This is a genomic window from Ruegeria sp. BB6 (genome assembly GCF_056539385.1).
Genome location: NZ_JBQFUW010000007.1, coordinates 153,065 through 178,118, shown reverse-complemented (window position 1 = coordinate 178,118; position 25,054 = coordinate 153,065). Strand labels below are relative to the sequence as shown.

Genomic DNA, 25,054 nt, shown 5'->3' with positions numbered 1-25,054 from the left:
TGGCATTCAATAGAGAATGTCAGCCACCGCTCCAATCAGGTTCAGTACCTTGCGTGTTTCGGGGTCTACGCGATAGACGTAGTCTCCGGCGCGAACATAGGACCAATTGCGGTTCAAGCCATAGCGGTAAGGATCATTGACCCAACGATAGTCGCGATCAATGTAGTCTCCCGTGCGGTACAGCTTTTTCACTTGTCCCGGCGGCACACATGGCACGGCCTTTTTCGCAAGACCCGGGGGGCAATGCCCCGCTTTCCCCTTGGCCAAGACAATCGGTTGGCCGGGCACGCGGAACACGTTGTCACCGTGTCCGTTATTGCCATTACCGGCAAAAACGATGGTCGGACTACAGGCAAGGGCCGATACTGTAGCAATTACCGCAATTCGTTGCCGCATCTTATTCCCCTTGGACTGACTGCTCTCAGAGATAGATGGCCGCCGGAAAGCGGCAGGTCAACCCGATGCGCAAGAAGCTGCCCATGGGGACAGACTACTTTCGCCCTCGCTTTTCAAATCGCGGCAACATGGCAGAGAAGTCCTTACCAAGCCCATCTTCGTCCTCGACAAACTTCTCATAGATTGCGGTTGCGACCTGTCCCATAGGCGTGTCTGCATCCGAGCTTTCAGCCGCTTGCTGGCTGAGGCGCAAGTCCTTTAGCATCAATTCCGCAGCAAAGCCGGGCAGGTAATCATTGTCTGCCGGGCTGGCCGGGCCTACACCCGGAGCGGGGCAATACGCATTCATTGTCCAGCTATATCCAGACGACGTGCTGACCACATCAAACATCTTTTGGCGATCCAGTCCGAGTTTATCGGCCAGTGCAAATGCCTCGCATGTTGCGATCATGGTGACACCGAGGATCATGTTGTTGCAGATCTTGGCGGCTTGGCCTGCGCCGGATTCTCCGCAATGAACGGCCTTCTGTCCCATAATGTCGAATAACGGCTTGGCCTTCTCGAACGCTGAGTCACTGCCTCCGGCCATGAAGGTCAGAGTACCTGCGGCCGCGCCTCCTATGCCGCCCGAAACCGGCGCGTCAACGGCCAAAACGTCGGCCGCGGCAGCCTGATCTGCTACGGCACGCGCGCTGTCCACATCCACTGTCGAGCAATCAATCCAAACGGACCCCGGGCTCATCGCCGGGATGATCTCGTCTGCGACGGCACGAAGAATCTGACCGTTGGGAAGCATGGTGATTACAATTTCGACACCAGAGGCGGCATTGGCCCCTGAATCCACCATTTCGACACCCGGAATACTAACCTGGGCGGTGTCAAAACCAGCTACGTCGTGTCCGGCTGCCACCAAATTGGCCGCCATCGGATTCCCCATGTTTCCGAGGCCAATAAATCCGATTTTCATTCGTTACTCCTCCTCGAATGTCAGTGTATCACCGCCTAAAGGCTGTAGCATCCTCGACACGTCAACGGCTGGGACGGCTTGATCCTGATGCCGCCAGCGCGGGTTTCGGTCCTTGTCGATAATCTGGGCCCGGATCCCTTCGAGAAAGTCACCGTGTTCCATCGCGCGAAAGGTGAACCGATATTCGTGCTCGAGTGCTTTTCTGATTGTCAGACTGGGACTGCGCAGACGATGGATCAACTCGATCGTGCAGGCCATTGACAGCGGCGAGCAGCGGTTCATGAGTTTCGATGCGCTGGCGGAGAAGGTTGTGTCCAAAGTGCCCAATGTGTTCAGAACATCGCCCAGCCCTTCACCTGCAAAAGCAATATCGATCTCAGCTTGGAGTTTCGTCAAATTGCTTTCTGGTGGAGATTCTGTGTGATTGGTCAGCACCTCGGGGTCACCCGAAGCCTCAAGAAGCTCAATGACGTCTCGCCATTGGGAATAGGGAATGAACGTGTCTGCAAACCCGGCGTAAATCGCGTCACCGGCCCCCATCCGATAGCCAGTAGTGCCCAGATATTCGCCCAATCGTCCCGGAGCCAGTGACAGCATCAACGAGCTGCCGACGTCTGGAACCAGTCCAATACCACACTCCGGCAAAGCGATCTGACTGGATTCGCAAACGATCCTGTGGCTGCCGTGGCACCCAATTCCGACCCCGCCACCCATCGTGAAGCTTTGCAAGAAGCTGACTACCGGTTTCGGGTATTCAAAGATCAGGGCATTGAGGCGGTACTCATCCCGCCAGAATTTCCGCCCGTAGTCGAAGTCGCCTTTTGTGCCGGTGTCGTACAGTTCGGCAATATCACCGCCTGCGCAAAATGCCTTTTCCCCCTCGGCGTCCAATATGACCAGATCGACTGCGTCATCCTCACGCCAGTTCCGCATTGCGGCATCAATGGCCATGCACATGTCGTAGCTAAGTGCGTTGAGGGCTTGAGGCCGGGTCAACGTAATGCGCCCGGCGCGGCCTTCTGTACGGATTTCGATGTCAGACATACGATCCTCAGCGTTGGGCCAGCATTTGGCGCGAAACGATCACGCGCATGATCTCGTTTGTCCCTTCCAGAATCTGATGGACGCGCAGGTCGCGGACTAGCTTTTCGATCCCGTAATCTGCCAGATAACCATAACCGCCATGAAGCTGCAGGCATTGGTCCACGACTTTTGAGCCCGTTTCGGTCACGAATTTCTTTGCCATTGCGCAGAACTTTGTCGCGTCGGGCGCGCCCTGATCCAGTTTCCATGCGGCCTGACGCAGGAATGTGCGGGCGGCTTGCAGTTCAATCTCCATATCGGCAAGGCGGAACTGCAATGCTTGAAACTGGTCGATGGATTGCCCAAAGGCTTTGCGTTCGGACATGTACTGCAAGGTCATGTTCAACCCGGTTTGCGCCGCGCCCAAAGAACATGACGCAATATTCAAGCGACCGCCGTCCAGCCCCATCATGGCATATTTGAACCCGTCGCCTTCAACACCGACAAGGTTCCCAGCAGGAATCTTACAGTCATCAAACTGGACCTGAGCGGTGGGTTGGCTTTTCCATCCCATTTTTTGTTCCAGCGCACCAAAGCTAAGGCCGGGCGTTCCGTCTTCGACATAAACGGTCGAAATGCCCTTTGGCCCGTCCTCACCCGTGCGAACCATGCAGACATAGGCGTCGGAATAGCCGCCGCCTGAAATGAAAGCCTTGGTTCCGTTCAGAGTATAGCCTTCATTCGTGCGGGCGGCCCTTGTCTTGAGCGCGGCGGCGTCTGATCCCGAACCCGGTTCTGTCAGGCAATAGCTTAGGACGGTGTTCAGGCTTAGAACCTCTGGCATGATGCGCGACTTCAACTCGTCACTGGCAAAGCTGTCCAGCATTTTGGCGCACATGTTGTGGATCGACAAAAAGGCCGCGACTGAGGGGCAGGCCATGGACAGTGCCTCGAAAACCAAAGTGGCGTCCAATCGGCTGAGGCCCGATCCACCACCGTCTTCCGAGACATAGAGCGCTCCGAACCCCAGTTCGCCTATGCGGGGCCAAAGGTCTTTGGGGATCGTCCCGTCGGCCTCCCACTGCCGCGCGTATGGGGCGATGTGTTCCTGGCCAAAGTCGTAGGCCATATCGAAGATCGCTGTTTGCTCTTCGGTCATTGCGAAATCCATGGCTTGCCTCCCACGCCGCCGGATGAATTGAACAAGTGTTTATTTCCGAATTCTTACAGAAATTTTGCACGGTCAGCAATTACCCAATGGGGTGCCAACATTTTGGGATAAATTCGCGGAACGTACAGTCAGAGATCCGCGTGGTATTCCTCGATCAGGTGCCGGACGACGGCTTTTCCGGGATCTTCGTCTCGGGCTGTGGCTTCTGCATAAACACGGCGTTGGCGGGTGGCCGATGTCCCGTTCTGGGCGATCTGCTGAAGGCGGGCCAGTTCGGTCATGGTTCCCAGCGCCTCGGCGTCTTCGGCAAGCAATCCCATCAACTCACCCATCAGTTCCGGCATCGGTTTGATGGAGCGATCGCCAAAATCTATCATCCCTTCACCAACGCCGTATCGCTGCGCGCGCCAACGGTTTTCTCCGATCAGAAAGCGGTCGTATTGACGCCACCGAAGGTTACGATCCTTCAAACGGCACAGCATACGCGTCAATGCTTGCACCATCGCGGCCAGGGATAGGGTGTGCTCCAAGCGTGGTTGAACGTCCATAATTCGGGTCTCAAGCGTTGGAAAGCGATGGGACGGCCGCAAGTCCCACCAGATTTTCGAGGTGTCCTCGATAATACCAAGTTCTACCAGTATCCCGGTGGTCCGCTCGTAATCCGCCCAGCTTGCCAGCACTGGTGGCAGACCCGTGCGGGGCAGGTTGTCGAAAACGGTCAAGCGATAGGACGACAGACCGGTATCCTCGCCGTTCCAATAGGGCGAAGACGTGGACAGGGCCAAAAGGTGTGGCAGGAAATATGAAAGCTGCGGCATCAGGTCGGCCCGCAAAGCCGGGTCCTCGACGCCAACATGCACGTGCATCCCGCAAATGAGCATACGGCGGGCGACACCGCCCAGCGCATGGTGCAAGGCGTCATATCGATCCTTGCGCGTGTGATGCTGTTTCTTCCAGTCGGCGAAGGGATGGCAAGACACCGCGATTGGCGCCAGATTGTATTCCGCGGCCCGGCTTGCGACGCAGGTCCGCAGCCGCCTCAGGTCTTCACGGGCCGAGCTGATCGTCGTGTGGGGGCGGGTGCCGACCTCGATCTGACATTGCAGGAATTCCGGGCTAACTTGCCCCTCAAAATCCGCCTGACACGCTTCCATCAGGGCTTCGGGGGCTTCGGCAAGTTCAAGACTGTCACGGTCAACCAGCAGATACTCTTCCTCGATGCCCAGTGTGAATTCCTGCTGCATGGCGGCCCTCGTGGTTGATTGTCGGACCAGTGAATACGGAAATTGGATTTTTGCCAAGTGTTTACCCGCGAGGCGCTTGCGGACTGCCTGTCTCAAAATGTAAGGACAGGATCAAATGAAATCCAAACCCGGAGTCTTCGATTGAAACCCAGGAAATTCCTTCGGCTGAATGCGGTGCTTGACCGGTTTGGAGTGAAACTGATCGACAAGGTGATAGAGCGCGAAGAACGCGCCCGTCTCGAAGCGTTTGAACGGGCAGGGGGGCTGACCCGTCCTGCCTATGCGCTTTCACCCGGGATGGATACGTTCGACATCACCCAGTTGGTCGAAGAATACCGTCTGCACGCGGGCGCGCTGGACGCTTTGAAAGACCCCGCGCGCAATCAGACTGGGTATCGTGTTGGAAACGGGTATTACGACAGCCCCGACGCAGACGCGCTGTATCTGATGATCCGCAGGTTTCAGCCCAAACGGGTGATTGAGGTCGGCTGTGGGAATTCGACGCGCGTTACCCGGCAAGCGATCATCGATGGGGGGCTGGAAACGCAGATCACCGCGATTGACCCATTTCCGCGCGCAGACATTGCGCATGTGGTGGACCAGTTCGAGCAAAAACGTTTGGAAGACGTTGATCCGTCGGTATTCGATCAACTTGAACCCGGCGACGTATTGTTCATCGACTCTAGCCATGTTGTCCGCATGAGCAACGACGTCGCGCATTTGTTCTGCCGGATCATTCCAAACTTGAAACCCGGCGTCGTCATCCACGTGCACGATGTTTTTTTGCCCTACGAATATCCCAAGCGGTTCTTCTACGATTGTCCGGGTTGGGGCGAGCAGTATATGCTGCACGCCCTGCTGCAATCTAACGCCTTTTCAATGCTTTGGCCGGGATATTACCTGCAACAGGATCGCCCGGACGCTGTGGAATCCCTGCCTTTCTTAAAGGACGGTCGGGCGCAAAGCATCTGGGTGCAGCTAAAAGAAAATTGATCTCATTGTGATCCGGCTTCCGCAGAGGCCCGTACCCCTTTCCATACAACGCTGGAGAGGAGTTAACAGCCATGTTCCGCCGCACTTTCATGGGCGCTGCCGCCGCAATCGCACTGACACTGCCCGTAAAGGCTCAGGCCGCTGACATTGTAGATACCGCTGTGTCCGCTGGGTCGTTCAATACGCTGGTCGCAGCCGTGCAAGCTGCCGGTCTCGTCGATACGCTTAAAGGGAACGGACCCTACACGGTTTTCGCGCCGACCGACGAAGCCTTTGCCGCCCTGCCTGAAGGCACCGTAGAAACCTTGCTGCTGCCTGAGAACAAGGATCAGCTCGTTGAAATCCTGACCTACCATGTTGTTCCGGCCAAAGTGATGTCGGGTGATATTGCCGGCAAGCGCGCCAAGGTTCTGACCGTTCAGGGCGATCGTCTTAGCGTGAATGCCAAGAATGGTGTAAAAGTGAACGGCGCCGAGGTCGTGCAAGCAGACATCGAAGCAAGCAACGGTGTCATCCATGTCGTGGACGCAGTGATCCTGCCTGAGTAACCACTCACTAGATCAAAAAAGCCCCGGTCCATGTGGCCGGGGCTTTTTTGTCAGACCAGTCGAACTTGGGTTCCGACTTGAACCAGAGGATACAATTCCTCGACGTGCTGGTTATAGAGACCGATACACCCCGACGAGCTTTGACGCCCGATTTTACGCGTGTCGTGTGTTCCGTGCACCAGATAGGCAGGCCAGCCCAGATACATCGCGCGGGTGCCCAGCGGGTTTCCGGGTTCCCCACCTTCTATACGGACCGGCAGCGATGGGTCGCGTTCGCGCATGGATGCGGTTGGCGTCCAGCTTGGGTTTTCGCGCTTGCGCACCACTTCGGTGTAGCCACGCTTGGTCAGTTCTTCGCTCATCGGTACGGAACTTGGGTACAGTTTGTAAGTACCGTCCGATCCCCAGTAATGAACGGCACGGCTGGTGATATCGGCCAACAGGCAGCCAACCCCTAATGAGTCGAAGTGATCCTGCCAGTTCTGCTGCGAGAACGAGGATACATTCCGACGGACAGGCAACTGCGTGCTGATCGCGTCCTCGGTTTCGGGAAACGCATCCGTGCTTTGGGCGCGCACGAGTGCAGGCGTCGCCAGCAGGGACGCAGCGCCCAACAAAGCTGTGCGGCGGGTCATACGGGGATTTGACAATGTTGCCTCCGGATCAAGGGCTGCTCGAAAAAGTTCGGGTTAAAATATTGCTGACACCATTGTTTTGCCAGTGGTGCCCGATTGAATTTATCGTGAGTACGCCAAAAACTTGGGTTTCGGCAGAGCTTTGCCGAAAAACCCGGCCGATTGGGGCCGGGTTTGTTGTTAAAGTTCAGGACAGTTCTGATTAGTCCATGGCTTTGAAGTTGAACTCGCCACCTTCCTTGATGCCCGAGGGCCAGCGGGCCGTGACGGTTTTGGTGCGGGTGTAGAACTTGAAGCTGTCCGGGCCGTGCTGGTTGAGGTCACCGAACATGGATTTCTTCCAGCCGCCAAACGTGTGATAGGCCAGCGGCACCGGGATCGGGACGTTGATGCCAACCATGCCGATATTCACCCGGCTGGCAAAATCACGCGCGGTGTCCCCGTCACGAGTGAAGATCGCCGTGCCGTTGCCATACTCATGATCCATCGCCAGTTTCAGCGCTTCTTCATAGGAACCGGCGCGGACGGTGGACAAGACGGGGCCAAAGATTTCCTGCTTGTAGATGTCCATCTCGGGCGTCACGTGGTCGAATAGGTGAGGGCCGACGAAGAAGCCGTCCTCGTATCCCTGAAGGCTGAAGTCGCGGTTATCGACGACCAGTTTCGCGCCTTGCTCAACGCCCGAGTTGATCAGGCCGAGGATGCGCTCTTTGGCGGCACCGGTCACAACCGGGCCCATATCCACGTCGTCACCTGCCGTATAGGGACCGACTTTCAGCTTTTCGATGCGTGGCACCAGCTTTTCGATCAGCGCGTCGGCGGTTTCTTCGCCAACCGGGACAGCAACCGACACGGCCATGCAGCGTTCACCTGCTGCGCCAAAACCGGCACCGACCAGTGCGTCCGCCGCTTGATCCAGATCGGCGTCGGGCATGACGATCATGTGGTTCTTGGCGCCGCCGAAACACTGGGCCCGTTTGCCGTTCGCCGTGGCGCGGGAATAGATGTACTGCGCAATCGGCGTCGAGCCGACGAAGGACACGCCTTGAATGATCTCACTATCCAGTAGGGTATCCACGGCTTCTTTATCGCCGTTCACGACTTGGAAGACGCCTGCGGGCAAACCGGCCTCGACAAACAATTCCGCCAGCATAAGCGGGACCGAGGGGTCGCGCTCGGACGGTTTCAGTACCACGGCATTGCCGCAGGCCAGTGCGGGACCGACATGCCACAGGGGCATCATGGCCGGGAAGTTAAACGGCATGATCGAGGCCACAACGCCCAGCGGTTGACGCATCGAATACATGTCGATGCCCGGACCCGCGCTATCGGTGAACTCACCTTTCAGCATCTGCGGCGCGCCAATGCAGTACTCGATCACTTCCAGCCCGCGCTGAAGATCACCCTTAGCATCAGGAATGGTTTTTCCGTGTTCACGGCTGAGCGCCTCGGCCAACTTATCCATGTCGCGGTTCATCAGGTGAACCATCGCCATCATTACCCGTGCCCGTTTCTGTGGGTTGGTCGCACCCCATGCGGGTTGCGCGGCGGCCGCGCTTTCGATTGCTGCGGTGGTTTCAGCAACGCTCGCCATCGGGCATTTGTACTGAACCTCGCCCGTTGCAGGGTTGAAGACGTCGTCAAAGCGGCCAGACGTACCAGCGACATTCTCGCCATTGATGAAGTGAGACAGTTCGGTCATTGCCAATTCCTCCGGTAAATTTGCGCGCAGAATAGGCTTGCATAAATCGCGTGAACAGAGGCAATCTCCCAAATATGTTTTGCAAAAATGCAAAGGGCAGGTCATGACGCCGAATTGGGACGATATGAGGGTGTTTCTGGCGGTCGCGCGTGAAGAAAGCCTGTCTGCCGCTGGCCGATTGTTGAAAATTGATCCGGCCACGGTGGGGCGGAGGATCGCTCGGCTTGAAACCTCGCTTGACGCGCCTCTGTTTACCAAGTCGCAACAAGGCTACATCCTGACCTCCGCCGGAGAACGCCTATTGGATCATGGCTTGAAGGCGGAAGAAGCGATGCGCGCCGCCGCTGGTGCAATGGCCGGGTCATCAAAAACTCTAAGCGGCCAGATACGCATCGGAGCGCCGGATGGATGTGCCAACTACTTGTTGCCGCAGGTCTGTGCGAAAATCTGCGATGACAACCCAGAACTGGATATTCAGATTTTGGCCTTGCCGCGCGTCATAAACCTGTCTCGACGCGAAGCAGACATGGCCGTGACAGTCAGTGCACCTACAGCCGGCAAGCTATTGGTGCAAAAAATCAGTGATTATCGGCTGCATCTTGTTGCAACACACGAATACCTGAATGCAAACCCCCAGATCAGCTCACTTGAGACTCTGAAAGGGCACCGGATGATTGGCTATATTCCAGATATGATCTTTGACCGAGAGCTGGACTATTTGGTCGATATCGGTGTTGACCGTGTCGCGCTTGCATCGAATTCCGTCTCGGTCCAGCTTCGCCAGGTTTCGCTGGGATCAGGAGTTTGCGTTGCTCATGATTTCACTCTGCCGTTCCATCCAAACTTGCAGAAAATCCTGACGGATCAGGTCAGTTTGACACGTAGTTTCCATCTTGTTCGCCATCAGGGGGATCAAAGGAATGAGCGATTAAACCGCTTTGCACAGGCGTTGACACAGGGCATCCGCGACGAAGTCGAGAGGCTGGAAGCCATAGCTTCACCTTGACAGGTTCATACATTCCGGCAACGCTTTGTAAAACAGGAAGTTATTTCGGAGGTTATGCATATGCTTGTTCAGGCCATTCTGAAATCCAAGGCGACAGAAGGGGTTGAAACGGTAAGCCCGTCGATCACTGTTTCCGAGGCTTCAAAAATACTGGCGGAAAAGCGGATCGGTACGGTTGTGGTCTCGGAAGATGGCGGAGAGACAGCATCTGGTATCCTGTCAGAGCGCGATATTGTGCGTGAACTGGCCGCGAGCGGCAGTGGGTGTCTTTCAAAGTCAGTCAGTGCCTACATGACAAGCGACCTAGAGACCGCGACACGTCAGGATAGCGTTAAGGATGTGCTAATGCGCATGACCGAAGGCCGTTTTCGTCACATGCCCATTGTAGAAGAAGGCAAACTGATCGGAATCGTGACGCTGGGCGATGTGGTCAAAGCGCAGCTATCCGAATTAGCTATGGAAAAAGAGGCGCTGGAAACAATGATCATGGGGCATTAATCCCCACCCGAGACCATCCTTCCTATTGCACCTGCGGCAGAGTTATGTTTGCTTGCGCAGAAATTTTGTTGCGTAGGAGGCGGCAATGAGGGTTGGATTATATCCCGGAACTTTTGATCCGATCACACTGGGTCACATCGACATCATTCGCCGCGCTGCCGCATTGGTTGATAAACTCGTCATCGGCGTTGCGATTAACCGCGATAAAGGTCCGCTGTTTTCACTCGAAGAACGTGTGGCCATGATCGAGGCTGAGTGCGCGCATCTGACCGAGCAAACCGGCACTGAAATCGTTGCGCATCCGTTTGAAAACCTGCTGATCGATTGTGCCCGCGATGTGGGGGCACAGATTATTGTACGTGGGCTGCGCGCCGTGGCAGATTTCGAGTATGAATTTCAAATGGTTGGAATGAATCGCGCACTGGACGACTCGATCGAGACAGTGTTCCTGATGGCCGAAGCCCGCCACCAGGCGATCGCCTCGAAATTGGTCAAAGAGATCGCGCGGTTGGGAGGGGACGTGTCGAAATTCGTCACGCCCCGCGTAAATACTGCGCTGACCGAGCGGTTAGGCTAGGGCGCCCATCGCTGCAGCGGTATCCAGCATCCGGTTCGAGAAGCCCCATTCATTGTCATACCACGCAAGCACACGGACCAGTGTGCCGTCGGTAACTTTCGTTTCGGGCAAGGACACGGTCGAGCTGTGAGAATCGTGGTTGAAGTCGACTGAAATCAGCGGACGGCTCTCGGCCGCCAGAACACCTGGGATTTTGGCTGCAGCTTCGACAAACAAAGCGTTCACTTCTTCTTCTGTGGTCGGGCGTGAAACCTCTGCGACCAGATCAACGACTGACACGTTCGGAGTTGGGACCCGGATTGCCTGACCGGTGAGCTTTCCTGCCAGTTGTGGCAAAACAAGGCCAACTGCCGAGGCCGCGCCCGTTGTCGTGGGTATCATCGACAGGGCGGCTGCACGCGCCAGATAGGGATCCTTGCCCGCTGTGTCGTGCACGGGCTGACTGGCGGTATAAGCGTGTACCGTGGTCATGTTGCCGTGGACAATGCCAAGCCCAGCATCCAGAGCTGCAGCAACCGGAGACAGACAGTTCGTGGTGCAAGACGCATTTGAAACAACCGTGTCTTCAGACGTCAGCTCGTGGTCGTTAACGCCGAAAACCACGGTCTTGACCCCACCTTCGCCGCGGGCGGGCGCTGAAATCAGAACCTTTTTGGCTCCGTTCTCAAAATGGCGCGACGCCGCTTCTTTGGTGCGGAATACGCCAGTACATTCAAGAACAACGTCCACATCAGACCAGTCCAGCTTTTCCGGCTCACGCTCGCTGGTGAGACGGATGGGTCCGTTGCCGACATCCAAGCCAGCCTCGGTGAGTTTCACAGGTTTGTTGTAACGGCCGTGGACGCTGTCGAACTCGAACAAGTGAGCGTTCATTTCGGGCTTGGCGAGGTCATTAATGGCAACGATTTCAACGTCGGTGCGCCCAGTTTCCATAATGGCACGCAAAACGCCTCGGCCAATTCGTCCAAATCCATTGATTGCTAGCTTTAGTGTCATGTTCTGCTCCGTCCGAGTCTCGGCTTTATCCAGTTAGCGCTAACAAAGGCAGATCGCAGTAAATGTCAAGTAAAACCTCCCTCAGCGCCAGAAGGCGAGCCAGTCCAGAAAGGCGTAAAGTTTCTTTCCGAGGAAAACCAAATGTTCGGGGCCGAATAGCGCGTAATCCAGAATGATCGCGCCAAGTATCAGTAGGCACAGCCAGATTGCGATTTGATTGGTCATCGTGGCCCCGAACGAAAATGCCCGCCCAGATAACCTGAGCGGGCAAATATGTTCAAGATTTCAACGGCGTCTTAGTTAAGACGACCCATTGCAACGGCGACATCCGCCATTCGGACCGAGAAGGCCCATTCATTGTCGTACCATGCCAGAACACGCACCATCCGGTCATTTACGACACGGGTCTGGTCCGGCGCGAAGATCGAGCTTTCTTCGGTGTGGTTGAAGTCTGTCGAAACCAGCGGCGCGGGTTCATAGCCCAGAACGCGCTGCATATGACCTTGCGAAGCTTCGCGGACAATGGCGTTCACCTCGTCCACGGTCACGTCGCGCGCTGCGCGGAAGGTCAGGTCCACGGCAGAAACATTCGGTGTCGGAACCCGGATCGCCGAGCCATCCAGACGGCCTTTGAGGTTCGGCAGCACCTCACCCAACGCTTTGGCTGCGCCGGTCGAGGTCGGGATCATCGACATTGCGGCGGCACGGGCCCGGTACAGGTCACTGTGGCGACGGTCCAGTGTGGGCTGGTCGCCGGTATAGGCGTGGATCGTGGTCATGATGCCATGCTCGATCCCGATGCCTTCGTCCAGAACCTTGGCAAGCGGAGCAAGGCAGTTCGTGGTGCACGAACCGTTCGAGACCATCTTGTCTTCGGCCGCCAGGCTGTTGTGGTTCACGCCATACACGATGGTTTTGTCGACATTCTTGCCAGGCGCAGACAGCAGAACCTTTTGCGCGCCGCGCTCAAGGTGCGTCTTGGCCTTCAGGCCGTCATTGAACTTACCGGTGCATTCCAGAACGACGTCGCAGCCTTCCCAGTCCAGTTCGTTCATGTCGTAGGTCGAGAACATCTGCATCGGACCACGGCCCAGATCCATGGTATTGCCGTTGATCGCTACGTCACGAGGGAACCGGCCATGAACGCTGTCGTATTTCAGCAGATGCGCAGTGGTTTCCAGTGGACCGGTCGCATTGACCTTGATCACTTCGATGTCGTTGCGGGCCGATGCCGCAATGTGCGACAGGGTACAGCGGCCGATACGGCCAAAACCATTGATGCCGACCTTTATGGTCATCAGACGTCTCCAAAATGCGCTTGCGTTGAGGGCCATATAGCGGTCTATGCGTCCTCCCAAAAGAGTAAAAACGTCACATTCTGAGTGTGTTAGCGCAAACCTCAAACGATTGCGCTAACGCTTGCGCTAGCCTTTGGATCGGGTAGGGTCAGTTTGCGGCAGGTGATTGGAAAGGAAGCGGTATGAGCGGTCTTTTAGCGTTGTTGGACGATGTAGCGGGGATCGCGAAAGTTGCGGCGGCTTCGGTTGACGATGTGGTCGCTGCAGCGGGCAAGGCTGGGGCAAAAACCGCAGGGGTGATTATCGACGACGCGGCAGTTACTCCAAAATACGTCCAAGGCTTCGCTCCGGCGCGCGAGTTGCCGATAATCTGGCGCATCGCGCGGGGTTCAGTATTTAACAAGATCGTATTGTTGTTGCCCGTCGCCTTGCTGCTTGCGAATTTCGCGCCGTGGATGATCACACCCCTGTTGATGTTGGGGGGCTCATATTTGTGTTTTGAGGGGGCTGAGAAGATTTTTCATGTCCTGTTTCCACACGGCAGCCACGCTATCGACGAAGACATGAAAATACGTGACCCCGGCCACCTTGAGGAACAGAAGGTTAAGGGAGCAATAAAGACCGATTTTATCCTGTCGGCTGAGATCATGACCATCGCGCTTGCGGCCATCGAAGCGCCAAACCTTTGGATGCAGGCGGCAACTCTGGCCGTTGTTGGTGTGGGTGTGACCGTTGCCGTTTACGGTTCGGTCGCTTTGATTGTGAAAATGGACGATGTCGGATTGTTTCTGGCCCAAAATGCGATGACCCCGGTTGGTCGCGGGGCAGGGCGAGGGCTGGTCAAGGCTATGCCTATCGTCATGAAGGTTCTTTCAATTGTCGGTACAGCGGCAATGCTGTGGGTCGGCGGATCAATCATGATCCACGGTATGGAGGAGTTGGGCTTTGGCTGGTTGGGCCATCACATTCATGATTGGGCGTATGCGCTGGGACACTCAGTTTCGTCGTCGTGGACAGGTGTCGTTGAATGGGTGTCCAAAGCGGCAATGGACGGCGTGTTCGGGTTGGTCTGGGGCATGGTACTGATCCCCGTGGCAACAAAAATCATCTCGCCGCTGCTGTCCAAGAAGGCCGAAAGCCACTGATGTCAAATTGAAAAGGGCGGCCAGAGCCGCCCTTTGCTTTGTCTCTTTGGCTGACTTACAGCCCGAGAAGTTCTTTGACCTTGGCAGCGGTCGCTTCGGCAGTGATGCCGAAATGCTTGTATAGCTCACCAGCAGGGGCCGAGGCTCCAAAGCTGGACATGCCGATGAAGCCAGCCTTGGCTTCGCGTCCGCGTTCACCCAGCAGCCAGCGATCCCAGCCACCCGCACGAACAGCGGCTTCGATGCCCACACGGACGGGGCCAGCAGGCAGCACGCGCTTGCGATAGGCTTCGTCCTGGTGTGCAAACAGCTCCATGCATGGCATCGAAACGACGCGGGTGCCGATACCTTCGGCCTCGAGCATTGCCTTGGCTTCCATCGCCAGCGACACCTCGGATCCGGTGGCGATCAGGATGGCCTGACGTTTGCCCTCGGCTTCGGCCAGAACGTAAGCGCCTTGCGCGGTCAGGTTCTTGGTCTTGTGCTGGGTGCGCACGGTCGGAACGCCCTGACGGGTCAGCGACAGGACCGAGGGGCTTTCCTTGAAGGTCAGCGCCAGTTCCCAGGCTTCGGCCGTTTCAACCGTGTCGGCGGGACGGAACACATAGGTGTTTGGCGTCGCGCGGCTGATGGCCAGATGCTCGACCGGCTGGTGGGTGGGACCGTCTTCGCCCAGACCGATGGAATCGTGTGTCATCACGAAGACCGACGGCACTTTCATCAGCGCGGCCAGACGCATGGACGGACGAGCGTAGTCGGTGAAGGCCATGAACGTGCCGCCATAAGGCCGGATGCCGCCGTGCAACGCCATGCCGTTGATGGCAGCGGCCATGCCGTGCTCGCGGATACCGTAGTGGATGTAACGACCCTTACGGTTTTCCGGCAGGAATACGCCCATATCGGCGGATTTGGTGTTGTTCGAGCCGGTCAGGTCGGCCGAGCCGCCCACGGTCTCGGTCATGATCGGGTTGACGACGTTCAGAACCTTTTCCGACGAGGCGCGGGTGGCCAGTTTCGGTTGATCTTCCGAGGCCTGCTTCTTGAACGCACGGATTGCACCGGCCAGTTTCTTGGGTGTTTCAAACGCGTAGGCACGGTTGAACTCGGCCTGTTTGCGTTCTGAGATTTGCGCGAAACGCTCTTCCCATGCCGCGCGTTCGGCTGCGCCGCGTGCACCGATGGCTTCCCACGCGGATTTCACGTCAGCGGGGATTTCAAACGCATCATGCGGCCAGCCATAGCCTTCCTTGGCAGCCTTCAGTTGCTCTTGATCGGTCAGTGCGCCGTGGCCTTTCGAGGTGTCCTGCGCCGCGTGACCCAAAGCGATGTGACTTTCGCAGGCGATCATGGTCGGCTTGCTCGACTTTTTCGCCTGAACGATGGCCGCGTCAATGGCTTGCGGATCATGACCGTCGATCTCGATCACATGCCAGCCCGAGGCCGCGAAACGGCGCACTTGATCCGTGCGGTCGGCCATATCAACGGTGCCGTCGATAGTGATGTTGTTGTTATCCCAGAACACGATCAGCTTGCTCAGCTCGTGACGCCCGGCCAGCGTAATCGCCTCTTGGCTAACGCCTTCCATCAGGCAGCCGTCGCCTGCGATGACATAGGTGTAGTGATCAACGACCTTTTTGCCGTAATGTGCGCGCTGGATTTCTTCGGCCATGGCAAAGCCAACGGCGTTCGAGATGCCCTGACCCAGAGGTCCGGTGGTCGTTTCGATCCCGTCGACCAGAAAGTTCTCCGGGTGACCTGCGGTTTTCGCGCCCAACTGACGGAAATTCTTGATTTCTTCCAGTGTCACATCGCTGTGGCCTGTCAGATACAGCAGCGAGTAGATCAACATAGAGCCATGACCCGCCGAAAGAATAAACCGGTCGCGATCCGGCCAATTCGGGGCAGAGGCGTCAAACTTGAGGTGTTTCTCGAACAGCACGGTCGCAACGTCGGCCATGCCCATCGGCATACCGGAATGGCCGGAATTGGCGGCAGCGACGGCGTCAAGGGTCAGTGTGCGGATGGCCGCAGCTTTGTCCCAGTGTTCGGGGTTTGCATTGCGCAGCGCAGTCAGGTCCACGGGCGTTGTTCCTTTGGATTACAGGCAGATTGGCCGCTCAATACCATTCAGTCGTCAAAGTGCAAGCATAACCGGGAGTTGGGGTCGCCCAGAGGATCAAGAACGCAGTCCAACCTGTTGAAAGCAAACAGTGGGTATTTTCTGCGCCGTTGGGTTAGACTAGAGCAAGATGCGGATTATGTTGATTCGGATGAACCGCAACACAAGGAACCTTGGTAAAGAGGTGGCAGGGGCATGAGCCAAATCGAAGAATTACAGCGCCGTATCGTCGCCGCGATGGAGCGGATTGGCACCGGGGTCGATGCCTTGCGTGACGCAGCACCGGTGGAAGGCGCCCAAGACGAAACTTTGCGCTCGGCTTTGGATGACGAACGCGTGGCCAATGCGCAGCTTGAAGAACGGCTCAAGGCGTTGAAACATCGGCATGAACAAGAAGTTGATGCCATGCGTGCCGACATGGAAAGCCTGCGGTCTGCGCCTTCGGATCATCCTGAAAACGGTGCTTTGCGCGAGCAGTTGGCCGAAGCAACGGCAAAACTGGCTGCCGTGGAAGCGGCCAGGGCAGAACTTGCCGATGCCAAGGCTGCTTTGGAAAATCAGGATGAGGTTGAGACCCTGCGGGCCGAGAACGAACAACTCAGGTCGGCTGCAAAAAATGCGCAGGATATCGAGGCCGAGAACGCCAAGTTGCGTTCGGAGTTGGCCGACAGCGAGCGTGTTGCAGAGCTGAGTGCCGAGCTTGAAATGTTGCGTGCCGAACGTAGCAGCCACGGGGCGGCGATGTCGCGGCTGGATGATGACCTGCAGCGTATGCGCAAAGCCAATGAGCAGTTGCGAAAGTCGGTGGATGAACTTCGTGCCGCTTCTGAAAGTGGACTGCCAGACGCCGAGCTGCTGAACCGCGCGACTGTGGCCGAACTGGAAGCGACCCGTGCGGCTCAGGCCACGGACGCGGCCGAGGCACATGCGGTCTTGGCGCGATTGGAGCCCTTGCTGTCGCGAGCGAAACTGGCTGATGGAGAGGTAGAGTAATGCCCGAAGTGACCATTCAAATCGGCGGGCGTGGCTTTGAAGTCTCGTGCCAGCAGGGTGAAGAAGTATTTTTGCAGGCGGCAGCCAAGATGCTTGATGACGAGGCGCAAATCTTGTCCGATCAGATTGGCCGTATGCCGGAATCTCGGATGCTGTTGATGGCAGGTCTAATGCTGGCCGACAAAACTGCTGCAACTGACGACAGGATCAAGGCGCTTGAGGCAAAGCTGGCCGAGGCTGAGGCCGAGCTAAGCTCACTGCGGAACAAGCCCAAACCAGAGCCTGAGAGAGTAGAAGTCGCCGTTGTGCCGCCCTCGGTAACAGATACCCTGGCCGAGTTAGCTGCACGAGCCGAGGCGCTGGCGTCAGTAATCGAAGAGAAAAACGCCGGATAACAGATGCTTAGGACGTTATTTCTTGCTGCCGCGACGACCGTGTCGGGCAGTTTAGCTTGGGCCGAAATTGATATTCTTCCGGTTACATTCACCTGCGAGAACGGCATTCCATTGCAAGTGGCCTATTTCAACGCCCCTGATGGGTCTAGTGCGGCGGCGATGATGCTTGACGGGCGACTGATAGCGATGAACCAAACTCCGAGCGGTTCGGGAATTCGTTATGAATCCATAGACGAAACCGGAACCTATATTCTCCGGTCCAAAGGATGGGACGCGACAGTCAGCTTTCTGGCGACGGATGACGCCGCCAGCGAGCAAGTTGTGTTGAAAGATTGCGTCAGCCGCTGATTAAGCGTTTGCTTCGCGGATCTTGTCGGCTGCATCTTTGTCGTAGCCGACCCCGTTGTCGTCAAACAGAGTGTCCAGTTCACCAGACAGGGTCATCTCGGTGATGATGTCGCAACCGCCGACAAATTCGCCTTTGACATAAAGCTGAGGAACCGTGGGCCAATCGGAATAGTCCTTAATGCCCTGACGTACTTCTTCGTCTGCCAGTACGTTCACGTCAGTGTATTCGACACCCATATAGTTCAAGACACCGGCCACACGTGATGAGAACCCGCATTGCGGCATCTCTTTGGTGCCCTTCATGTATAGCACCACGTCATTGGCTTTGACGGTCTCGTCGATCTGGGTCTTAACGTCGCTCATCTTGCGTTTCCTTTTCACCCGACTCCGGGGCATTGGTTTCATCTTGTGACAGGCCGGGTGCCCATCCTTCTTCCTCTAGCCGTCGGTGTTCGGCCTGGGCCAGTGCCCATGGGTCCAGCCCATAGCGTTCAATACCTCCGACTCTACTGATCTTGTCCGGGTCGGGGCGCATATCGGCTAGCTTACGCTTTCTGTTTCGCTTCACATAGGCTTCGACTAGGGCTGCGGCAACCACCAACAGCGCGATAGCGCAGACCCAGAACAGCCAACCGCTCACTTCAGTGCCTCACTCGGGCAGTGGGGTGAGCAGGCGAAATAGTTCATTCAGGCGCCTTCGTCGTCAACGCCAGTGCGTGCAGTTCACCGTCAGGGCCATCCATCTTGCCTTTTAACGCGGCATAGACGGCGCGCTGCTGCTGGACCCGGTTTTTCCCGCGAAAACTTTCATCTACAACCATGGCCGACATGTGCACGCCATCGCTGCCGCCGACCTGAATTTCCGCATCTGGAAAGGCTTCGCGCAGCAGGTGTTCAATTTCGTGGGCGCTCATCGGCATGTAGGTATCTCCATAAGGTCTTTCCCAAGATGTAGAGTGCCGGGACCAAGCGTGCAAGGGTGAGGTGACGGCATAAAACACACAAAACCTGCGCTAGCCAAAGCGCAGGTTTTCGTGACAAACAATACCTGAAATTTAAGCGACCGCGGCTGCGAAGCTGCTGCGGAACGTAGCGGTAAGGTCATCCAGCGCGGCTTCGGAACTTCCGATGCGAACGGTGTCACCGGTGAAACGACCGACCGAGACCAAGGACACGCCGGCCTGACCCGCTGCGATCATAAGCGCCTCAGCCTGATCAAAGTTGCAGGCGACCAGATAGCGGGCCTGATCCTCGCCAAACAGGAACTCGGTCGAGGCATCGTCGAGGCAGACGCCCACGCCGGCGGCCTCGGCCAGTTCAAACGCGGCCAGCGCAAGGCCACCATCGCCCAGATCGGTGCAGGCTTTGATCAATTCACGATTGGCGCGGATGAAATCTCCGTTACGCTTTTCTGCGTCCAGATCAACATGCGGCGCGTCACCGTCTTCGCGGTTAAAGACCTCGGCCAGCAGAGCCGATTGACCCAGATGACCGTTGGTGTCGCCGATGACCAGCGCGACGTGGCCCTCGCGGACCTCATTTCCTATGATCTCGTCGGTATGGGCCAAAAGGCCCACCGCGCCGATGGTCGGGGTCGGCAGGATCGCCTGACCGTCGGTTTCATTGTAAAGCGAGACATTGCCCGAGACGATAGGCATGTCCAGCGCAGCTACAGCCTCACCAATACCTTGGATCGCGCCGACGAACTGGCCCATGATTTCGGGCTTTTCAGGGTTGCCGAAGTTAAGGTTATCAGTGGTCGCCAAGGGTTTGGCACCCACGGCGGTCAGGTTGCGGTATGCCTCGGCGACGGCCTGCTTGCCGCCCTCTATCGGGTTGGCCCGCACATAGCGCGGGGTCACGTCGCTGGTGAAGGCCAGTGCCTTGTCAGTGCCGTGGATACGCACCATACCTGCACCCAGGCCCGGCGTCCGGGCAGTGTCGGCCATGACCATTGTGTCATATTGTTCATAAACCCATTGCTTGCCTGCATAGTTGGGCGAGGAGAGCAGGGCGCGCAGACCGTCAATCGGGTCAATCTGAGGCACCTCGGTCAATTCCTCAGCCTCGGGCGTTGCAACCCACGGGCGGTCATATTCCGGCGCGGTCGAAGACAGCTTCGACAGGACCAGATCAGCTTTGACTTCTCCATTGTGGACGATCAGGAAACGGTCCTCGGCAATCGTTTCGCCAACGATGGCAAAATCCAGATCCCATTTCTCGAACACCGCGCGGGCTTCGGCTTCAAGCTCGGGCTTGAGAACCATCAGCATCCGTTCCTGAGATTCCGACAGCATCATCTCATACGCGGTCATGTTCTCTTCGCGCTGGGGGACGTTTTCCAGATCCAGACGCACGCCAAGGCCGCCCTTGTCGCCCATCTCAACAGCCGAACACGTCAGGCCAGCCGCGCCCATATCCTGAATCGAGATCACGGCACCGGTCTGCATCAACTCTAGCGTCGCTTCCATCAGGCGCTTTTCGGTGAAGGGGTCACCGACCTGAACGGTGGGGCGCTTTTCTTCGATCGTGTCGTCGAACTCGGCCGAGGCCATCGTTGCGCCGCCAACACCGTCACGCCCGGTTTTCGCGCCCAGATAGACAACGGGCATCCCAACGCCGGACGCAGCCGAATAAAAAATCTTGTCGCTGTCAGCCAGACCAGCGGCAAAGGCGTTCACAAGGCAGTTGCCGTTGTAGGCGGGATGAAAACGGACCTCTCCGCCCACGCAGGGAACGCCAAAACAGTTACCATAGCCGCCGATACCTTCGACCACACCATTCACCAGTTGGCGGGTTTTGTGGTGACCCGGCTCGCCAAAGGACAGCGCATTCATCGAGGCGATCGGACGTGCGCCCATTGTAAAGACGTCGCGCAGGATGCCCCCGACACCGGTCGCTGCGCCTTGGTAGGGCTCGATGTAGGACGGGTGATTGTGGCTTTCCATCTTGAACACCACAGCCTGTCCATCGCCGATATCGACAACGCCCGCGTTTTCGCCGGGACCGCAGATCACCTGTGGCCCTGAGGTGGGCAGGGTGCGCAGCCATTTCTTAGATGACTTGTAAGAACAATGCTCGTTCCACATGGCGGAAAAGATGCCTAGCTCGGTGAACGTCGGTTCGCGCCCTATGATCTCAAGGATCATGTCATACTCATCGGGTTTCAACCCGTGGGCGGCAATCAGATCCGGTGTGATGGCTGGCTCTTGCATCCTGTTTCAGTCCCCGAGATGGCAATGGTTGGCGCCTTTTAGGGGAAGGGGCCGCCGGGGGAAAGAGGAAAGGCGAATTGACCGGTGCGTACTCTTGCCACGATCGCATTCTTTGAACCCAAGGTACGTGGTTCGCCGTGTTTAAAGGAAAGGCGGCGCGCGGCCCGATCGAGCCGCGCACCAGAGTAGAACTATTTCTTCTGTTCCTGTTGTTCCTGTTGTTCTTGGGCCTGTTGCGCAACCGCATCCCCGGCCGCCGCGCCGATAGCAGCTTTCTGGTCGTCGGTCAGATGCTCGGCTTCTTCGAGGCCCGGAATTGCAACGCGAACCTCGCGGCGCGCAAAATCAATACCATTTTCCTTAAACGCGGCCTTGACGCGATTGAATATCTCTTTGCGCAGCGTGAACTGCTTGCCGGGCTTTGCCATGAACTTGCCGCGGATGATCATGCCGACATCGTCAAAGTCAAAAACACCCTGAGATTTGAACGGCTGCAGGAACCCATCTTTGTGGGTTTCGTCCTCCATCATCTCGGCGCCAATCTTCTTGAAGATTTTCTTGACCTTGTTTGGGTCGGTGTCGAACGGAACCGTGAACTTGAGCTTCATGATCACCCAGTCACGGCTATAGTTCGTTAGCTTCTGGATTTCGCCGTAAGGAATGGTGTGGACTGGCCCACGATGGTGGCGCAACTGCATCGAACGGATCGAGATTTTTTCGACCGTGCCGGTCGTGCCGCCAACATCTACATATTCACCAACGCGGAAGGCGTCGTCGATCAGGAAGAAGATACCGCCAACAATATCCGATACCAGTTTTTGAGCACCAAAACCGATGGCAAGACCAAGGATACCAGCACCAGCCAGCAGCGGCGTGATATCCAGCCCCAATGCACCCAACGCGAGAAGGGTAAAAATAACCGCGATCGCGACCTGTGCAGTGACACGTAGCAAAGGCAGGACTGTCGCCAGGCGCGAGCCTCCAGACCCTCCGCCTTCGCCTGCTTCTTCGTCCGGACTTTGTTCGGCAGCAGTCTGTTCCTTCGCCAATCGGCGGTTGATCCAGAGCGAGACAACCTCGTTCAGGATGTAGCCAATCGCAATAATGATGAAGAACTGGATGACCTTGCTACCGGATTCCGTTCCGCCCCCAGCGATCTCTTGCAGATCAAGATCCCAGGCGTTCGCGATCAACAAAATGATCAGGATACCGGCCAGAACACGTCCGATACGAATGTAGCTGCGTTTGGTGGATTTGTACGCGCGTTCGGCAACGGGTCCATCGCCTAGCATTGGCGGCTGCAAGTGACGGACAAGCCCCCGGATCAGTGTATCCAGTGCCGGTGCAATCAGCAGCCAGAACATTGTTGTGAAATGCGCTCCATGTGCTAGCAGGTCAAAGATGACCGGGCTGCCTTGCGCAGCAAGGTATTCGACCAGCAGCCAAGTGCCCGCCGAGACGCCAATGGCCATATATGGATATAGCCGCGCTACTTCCTCATCGAAACGGGTTCTATCGGGGTCAGAACCCCGCATCATATCGGAAAGGCCATCGCGCGCGCGCCATGCAATCAGGCCGATATAGATGTGGATCGCGGTGTTCAGCCAGAAACCAAGGCGGGATTCGCCCGGCGGCACTCCGTTAAGGGCGTTGAAGTCCAGAATGAACATCGTCAACCCGATCAACAGAAACAGGCCAATCAGGTTGCGATGAAGGTACTTTGCCCAGTGATCGTCAACGTTGACCAGTCTAAGATTGTGTTGGTTCGGAGCAAGTATGAACCGCGAAATCGCCGCGCCCAGACGCGGGAACCAGATCAAGTAGAATACGAACGGGGCAGCTTGCGCGATCTGCTGTTCGTCCAATAGCTGGCGACCAACAAAAACCAGGGTGTAGTAAAAGACCAGAAGGCCCAGAAACTCACCGCAGAACCGTTTGAAAAGATAAGTCAAGGCGCCACGCAAGTTGGACGAAGCGTCCCCGTCTACGACCTTGATCCAACGACGTGTCCACAAACCAACCAGTTTTTCTGCGGCATAGCCGATGGCCAACGCAAGGAAGGTATACCCAAAGAGGGTGATCAGCCCATTCGAGCCAAAAGTCGCTCCGAAATTTGAAAATGCTTCGGTCTGAGCTGTCACCAGCAATGGAACCTTACGGATAACGTCCATCCATGAAGCGGTCATGGTCGTCACGGTATCGGAAATGGTTTCGATCAAACCTTTTCTCGAGGCGGTGGTTTCAGCTTGTTGCGTAGCCACGGCATCCAATCGCTCTAGAAGGATCGCGCGGACCTGATCGTCTGACATGCGCGCAACAAGGTCGTCGACCTGCTCGGGGGTTAAATCCTCGGGAATTGAGATTGTTGCAGAGGAACCATTGGCCCCAATTTCCTGCGCGGCGATTGGCCCTGAAAGCACTAAAACTGAAAGTATCGCCAGCAAAAGACGAAAAGGGTGAAACATCGAATCTGTCCTCGAACACAAGTCTTGATATTTTTTTGTGATCATAGGTTTAAGTGCCCGGCTTTCCCAGATGTTTTGCCGGTTCGACGCAGCCCTCATTGCGGAAAGCAAAAAAAAAGGCCGAGCACTAAGCTCGGCCGAAGTCCAACAGGGAGGTATGAAGGTGATGAGCGTTTCAGCATCACCGCCTTCGAGTGCTCATTTAGGGATCAGTTTGTGAACGATCAAGATTTTTCGGTGTGATTTCGGGAATGTCCGCTATGATCGCCGCGCATACCTACAGTTTTCCCATCTGCTTCAACTGCTTGCGTTGTTCAATAATTTCATCCTGCACAAAGTCGCGGAACGCAGCCACGCGTTTTGAGTGGCGCAATTCCTCGGGGTAGGCGAGATAGACAGGCACGTCGGCGGCATCAATGTCCGACAAAATCGGAACCAGATGCGGAAAATCCTGGGTCACGTAGTCCGGCAGCACGCCGATACCAAGATTGTGCAAGACACCCTGCAATACGCCGAAATAGTTGTTCACCGTAAGCAATGAACCGGGGTTGTAGGTCATAAGATGCCGAACCATAGAAGCGCTTGCACCAACTTGCGGGGCTGCTGGCGTTTGGCAGATCAGCCGGTGGGTGGAAATATCCTCAAGCGTTTCGGGTCGGCCGTTTTCGGCCAGGTATTCCTTTGTCGCATAAAGCTGCATTTGCACGGTCATCAGGCGTTTGCGCACAAGGTCGGCCTGGCTGGGTTCTTTCATTCGGATGGCAACGTCTGCCTCGCGCATTGGCAGGTCTAGAACGCGTTCCTCAAGCATCAGGTCGATATTCAGGTCAGGATATTGCTCGTAGAGCTTTGGAAGACGCGGCGCCAGCCAGAGCGTTCCGAACCCAAATGTCGTTGTAACGCGAAGCACGCCAAAGACTTCTTCTTCACTGTCCCGGATACGCGCAGCTGCGGCGTCGAGGCGTTTGGACATGGCCGAGGTCGCATCGAACAGCAGCTCACCTTGTTCGGTCAGGATCAGACCGCGGGCGTGACGGTGAAACAGGGTCGAATCAAGTGTTTCTTCCAGTGCCCGAATTTGCCGACTGACGGCCGATTGCGATAGATTTAACCTGTCACCCGCATGGGTCAGGCTGCCTGCGTCGGCGACCGCATGAAATATCCTAAGCTTATCCCAGTCCATTACCGCAACTTTCGTTATCCTTCGGAATGACTATATGAAATAGGTAACAACTTCCACATTCAAACGGTGAAATCCTTATGTTTCAGAGGATAAACACTATACAGGTCAGAAATAGTGACCTAAAATGAATATAAATG

At 56.5% G+C, this 25,054-nt stretch carries 26 protein-coding genes; 9 read left to right on the top strand and 17 right to left on the bottom strand.

Features of this window, described 5'->3' with window-relative positions; all coding sequences use genetic code 11:
• Positions 1-6 precede the first annotated feature (6 nt).
• The 5 genes from ACR0B7_RS16485 to ACR0B7_RS16465 form a co-directional block, all read right to left on the bottom strand.
• The gene (locus tag ACR0B7_RS16485; RefSeq protein ID WP_170485518.1) at positions 7-396 is read right to left on the bottom strand and encodes a hypothetical protein; all 390 of its coding nucleotides are present in this window, start codon (positions 394-396) and stop codon (positions 7-9) included.
• Positions 397-490: 94 nt separating this feature from the next.
• Positions 491-1,363, bottom strand: a complete 873-nt coding sequence (gene mmsB, locus ACR0B7_RS16480; RefSeq protein ID WP_170485517.1) for a 3-hydroxyisobutyrate dehydrogenase — start codon at positions 1,361-1,363, stop codon at positions 491-493.
• 3 nt (positions 1,364-1,366) lie between these two features.
• Entirely contained in the window at positions 1,367-2,407 is a 1,041-nt protein-coding gene (locus ACR0B7_RS16475) for an enoyl-CoA hydratase/isomerase family protein (protein WP_170576891.1), read from the bottom strand.
• A 7-nt stretch (positions 2,408-2,414) separates the two neighbouring features.
• On the bottom strand, positions 2,415-3,557 hold the full coding sequence (locus tag ACR0B7_RS16470) for an acyl-CoA dehydrogenase family protein (RefSeq protein ID WP_170485515.1): 1,143 nt from the start codon (positions 3,555-3,557) through the stop codon (positions 2,415-2,417).
• A gap of 128 nt (positions 3,558-3,685) precedes the next feature.
• Positions 3,686-4,801, bottom strand: a complete 1,116-nt coding sequence (locus ACR0B7_RS16465; protein ID WP_170388557.1) for a carboxylate-amine ligase — start codon at positions 4,799-4,801, stop codon at positions 3,686-3,688.
• A 141-nt stretch (positions 4,802-4,942) separates the two neighbouring features.
• Here ACR0B7_RS16465 and ACR0B7_RS16460 point away from each other — a divergent pair, with 141 nt between their 5' ends.
• Together ACR0B7_RS16460 and ACR0B7_RS16455 are read left to right on the top strand one after the other, a co-directional pair.
• Complete coding sequence (locus tag ACR0B7_RS16460) at positions 4,943-5,794, top strand: class I SAM-dependent methyltransferase (protein ID WP_170576890.1); 852 nt, start codon at positions 4,943-4,945, stop codon at positions 5,792-5,794.
• 71 nt (positions 5,795-5,865) lie between these two features.
• Positions 5,866-6,342 (top strand): fasciclin domain-containing protein, encoded by a 477-nt coding sequence (locus ACR0B7_RS16455; protein WP_170485513.1) that lies wholly within the window; start codon positions 5,866-5,868, stop codon positions 6,340-6,342.
• Between the two features lie 50 nt (positions 6,343-6,392).
• On the opposite strand, the gene ACR0B7_RS16450 is transcribed toward ACR0B7_RS16455, so the two are convergent.
• Positions 6,393-6,977: a L,D-transpeptidase gene (locus tag ACR0B7_RS16450; protein ID WP_170485540.1), complete on the bottom strand. Its 585-nt coding sequence runs from the start codon at positions 6,975-6,977 to the stop codon at positions 6,393-6,395.
• 202 nt (positions 6,978-7,179) lie between these two features.
• Positions 7,180-8,679: a CoA-acylating methylmalonate-semialdehyde dehydrogenase gene (locus ACR0B7_RS16445; protein ID WP_170485512.1), complete on the bottom strand. Its 1,500-nt coding sequence runs from the start codon at positions 8,677-8,679 to the stop codon at positions 7,180-7,182.
• Between the two features lie 103 nt (positions 8,680-8,782).
• On the opposite strand from ACR0B7_RS16445, the gene ACR0B7_RS16440 reads away from it, so the two are divergent.
• From ACR0B7_RS16440 to coaD, 3 genes are all read left to right on the top strand, one after another.
• Positions 8,783-9,685 (top strand): LysR family transcriptional regulator, encoded by a 903-nt coding sequence (locus ACR0B7_RS16440; protein WP_170485511.1) that lies wholly within the window; start codon positions 8,783-8,785, stop codon positions 9,683-9,685.
• A gap of 60 nt (positions 9,686-9,745) precedes the next feature.
• On the top strand, positions 9,746-10,183 hold the full coding sequence (locus ACR0B7_RS16435) for a CBS domain-containing protein (protein WP_170388545.1): 438 nt from the start codon (positions 9,746-9,748) through the stop codon (positions 10,181-10,183).
• A gap of 85 nt (positions 10,184-10,268) precedes the next feature.
• Positions 10,269-10,760 carry a pantetheine-phosphate adenylyltransferase gene (gene coaD, locus ACR0B7_RS16430; RefSeq protein ID WP_170388543.1) on the top strand — a complete coding sequence of 164 codons (492 nt, stop codon included), beginning with the start codon at positions 10,269-10,271 and terminating at the stop codon, positions 10,758-10,760.
• On the opposite strand, the gene gap (ACR0B7_RS16425) is transcribed toward coaD, so the two are convergent.
• The 3 genes from gap (ACR0B7_RS16425) to gap (ACR0B7_RS16415) all read right to left on the bottom strand — a co-directional run bounded on the left by gap (ACR0B7_RS16425) (position 10,752) and on the right by gap (ACR0B7_RS16415) (position 13,054).
• Complete coding sequence (gene gap, locus ACR0B7_RS16425) at positions 10,752-11,756, bottom strand: type I glyceraldehyde-3-phosphate dehydrogenase (protein WP_170416490.1); 1,005 nt, start codon at positions 11,754-11,756, stop codon at positions 10,752-10,754. The genes coaD and gap (ACR0B7_RS16425) overlap by 9 nt on opposite strands.
• A gap of 81 nt (positions 11,757-11,837) precedes the next feature.
• Entirely contained in the window at positions 11,838-11,981 is a 144-nt protein-coding gene (locus tag ACR0B7_RS16420; protein WP_170388540.1) for a hypothetical protein, read from the bottom strand.
• Between the two features lie 71 nt (positions 11,982-12,052).
• The gene (gene gap / locus ACR0B7_RS16415; protein ID WP_170388538.1) at positions 12,053-13,054 is read right to left on the bottom strand and encodes a type I glyceraldehyde-3-phosphate dehydrogenase; all 1,002 of its coding nucleotides are present in this window, start codon (positions 13,052-13,054) and stop codon (positions 12,053-12,055) included.
• Between the two features lie 182 nt (positions 13,055-13,236).
• On the opposite strand from gap (ACR0B7_RS16415), the gene ACR0B7_RS16410 reads away from it, so the two are divergent.
• Positions 13,237-14,199 (top strand): DUF808 domain-containing protein, encoded by a 963-nt coding sequence (locus ACR0B7_RS16410; protein WP_170388536.1) that lies wholly within the window; start codon positions 13,237-13,239, stop codon positions 14,197-14,199.
• 55 nt (positions 14,200-14,254) lie between these two features.
• Here ACR0B7_RS16410 and tkt read toward each other — a convergent pair whose 3' ends face one another.
• Positions 14,255-16,279 (bottom strand): transketolase, encoded by a 2,025-nt coding sequence (tkt, locus tag ACR0B7_RS16405; RefSeq protein ID WP_170576889.1) that lies wholly within the window; start codon positions 16,277-16,279, stop codon positions 14,255-14,257.
• A gap of 234 nt (positions 16,280-16,513) precedes the next feature.
• Here tkt and ACR0B7_RS16400 point away from each other — a divergent pair, with 234 nt between their 5' ends.
• From ACR0B7_RS16400 to ACR0B7_RS16390, 3 genes are read left to right on the top strand one after another with little or no spacing between them, the layout of a single operon-like run.
• Positions 16,514-17,311: a coiled-coil domain-containing protein gene (locus ACR0B7_RS16400; RefSeq protein WP_170485508.1), complete on the top strand. Its 798-nt coding sequence runs from the start codon at positions 16,514-16,516 to the stop codon at positions 17,309-17,311.
• Complete coding sequence (locus tag ACR0B7_RS16395) at positions 17,311-17,706, top strand: cell division protein ZapA (protein ID WP_170485507.1); 396 nt, start codon at positions 17,311-17,313, stop codon at positions 17,704-17,706. Before ACR0B7_RS16400 ends, ACR0B7_RS16395 begins: the two co-directional genes overlap by 1 nt.
• Positions 17,707-17,709: 3 nt before the next feature.
• A complete protein-coding gene (locus ACR0B7_RS16390; protein ID WP_170485506.1) occupies positions 17,710-18,054 on the top strand; it encodes an MliC family protein in 345 nt (114 codons plus the stop codon).
• Here ACR0B7_RS16390 and grxD read toward each other — a convergent pair whose 3' ends face one another.
• The 6 genes from grxD to ACR0B7_RS16360 form a co-directional block, all read right to left on the bottom strand.
• Complete coding sequence (gene grxD, locus ACR0B7_RS16385) at positions 18,055-18,417, bottom strand: Grx4 family monothiol glutaredoxin (RefSeq protein WP_170388527.1); 363 nt, start codon at positions 18,415-18,417, stop codon at positions 18,055-18,057.
• On the bottom strand, positions 18,404-18,694 hold the full coding sequence (locus tag ACR0B7_RS16380; RefSeq protein ID WP_170485505.1) for a hypothetical protein: 291 nt from the start codon (positions 18,692-18,694) through the stop codon (positions 18,404-18,406). The genes grxD and ACR0B7_RS16380 overlap by 14 nt, the downstream gene beginning before the upstream one ends.
• A gap of 43 nt (positions 18,695-18,737) precedes the next feature.
• Positions 18,738-18,974 carry a BolA/IbaG family iron-sulfur metabolism protein gene (locus tag ACR0B7_RS16375; protein WP_170388523.1) on the bottom strand — a complete coding sequence of 79 codons (237 nt, stop codon included), beginning with the start codon at positions 18,972-18,974 and terminating at the stop codon, positions 18,738-18,740.
• A 135-nt stretch (positions 18,975-19,109) separates the two neighbouring features.
• Entirely contained in the window at positions 19,110-21,269 is a 2,160-nt protein-coding gene (gene purL, locus ACR0B7_RS16370; protein WP_170485504.1) for a phosphoribosylformylglycinamidine synthase subunit PurL, read from the bottom strand.
• A 191-nt stretch (positions 21,270-21,460) separates the two neighbouring features.
• Complete coding sequence (locus tag ACR0B7_RS16365; protein WP_170485503.1) at positions 21,461-23,734, bottom strand: mechanosensitive ion channel family protein; 2,274 nt, start codon at positions 23,732-23,734, stop codon at positions 21,461-21,463.
• Between the two features lie 277 nt (positions 23,735-24,011).
• Positions 24,012-24,917: a LysR family transcriptional regulator gene (locus tag ACR0B7_RS16360; protein WP_170485502.1), complete on the bottom strand. Its 906-nt coding sequence runs from the start codon at positions 24,915-24,917 to the stop codon at positions 24,012-24,014.
• Between the last annotated feature and the right edge of the window lie 137 nt (positions 24,918-25,054).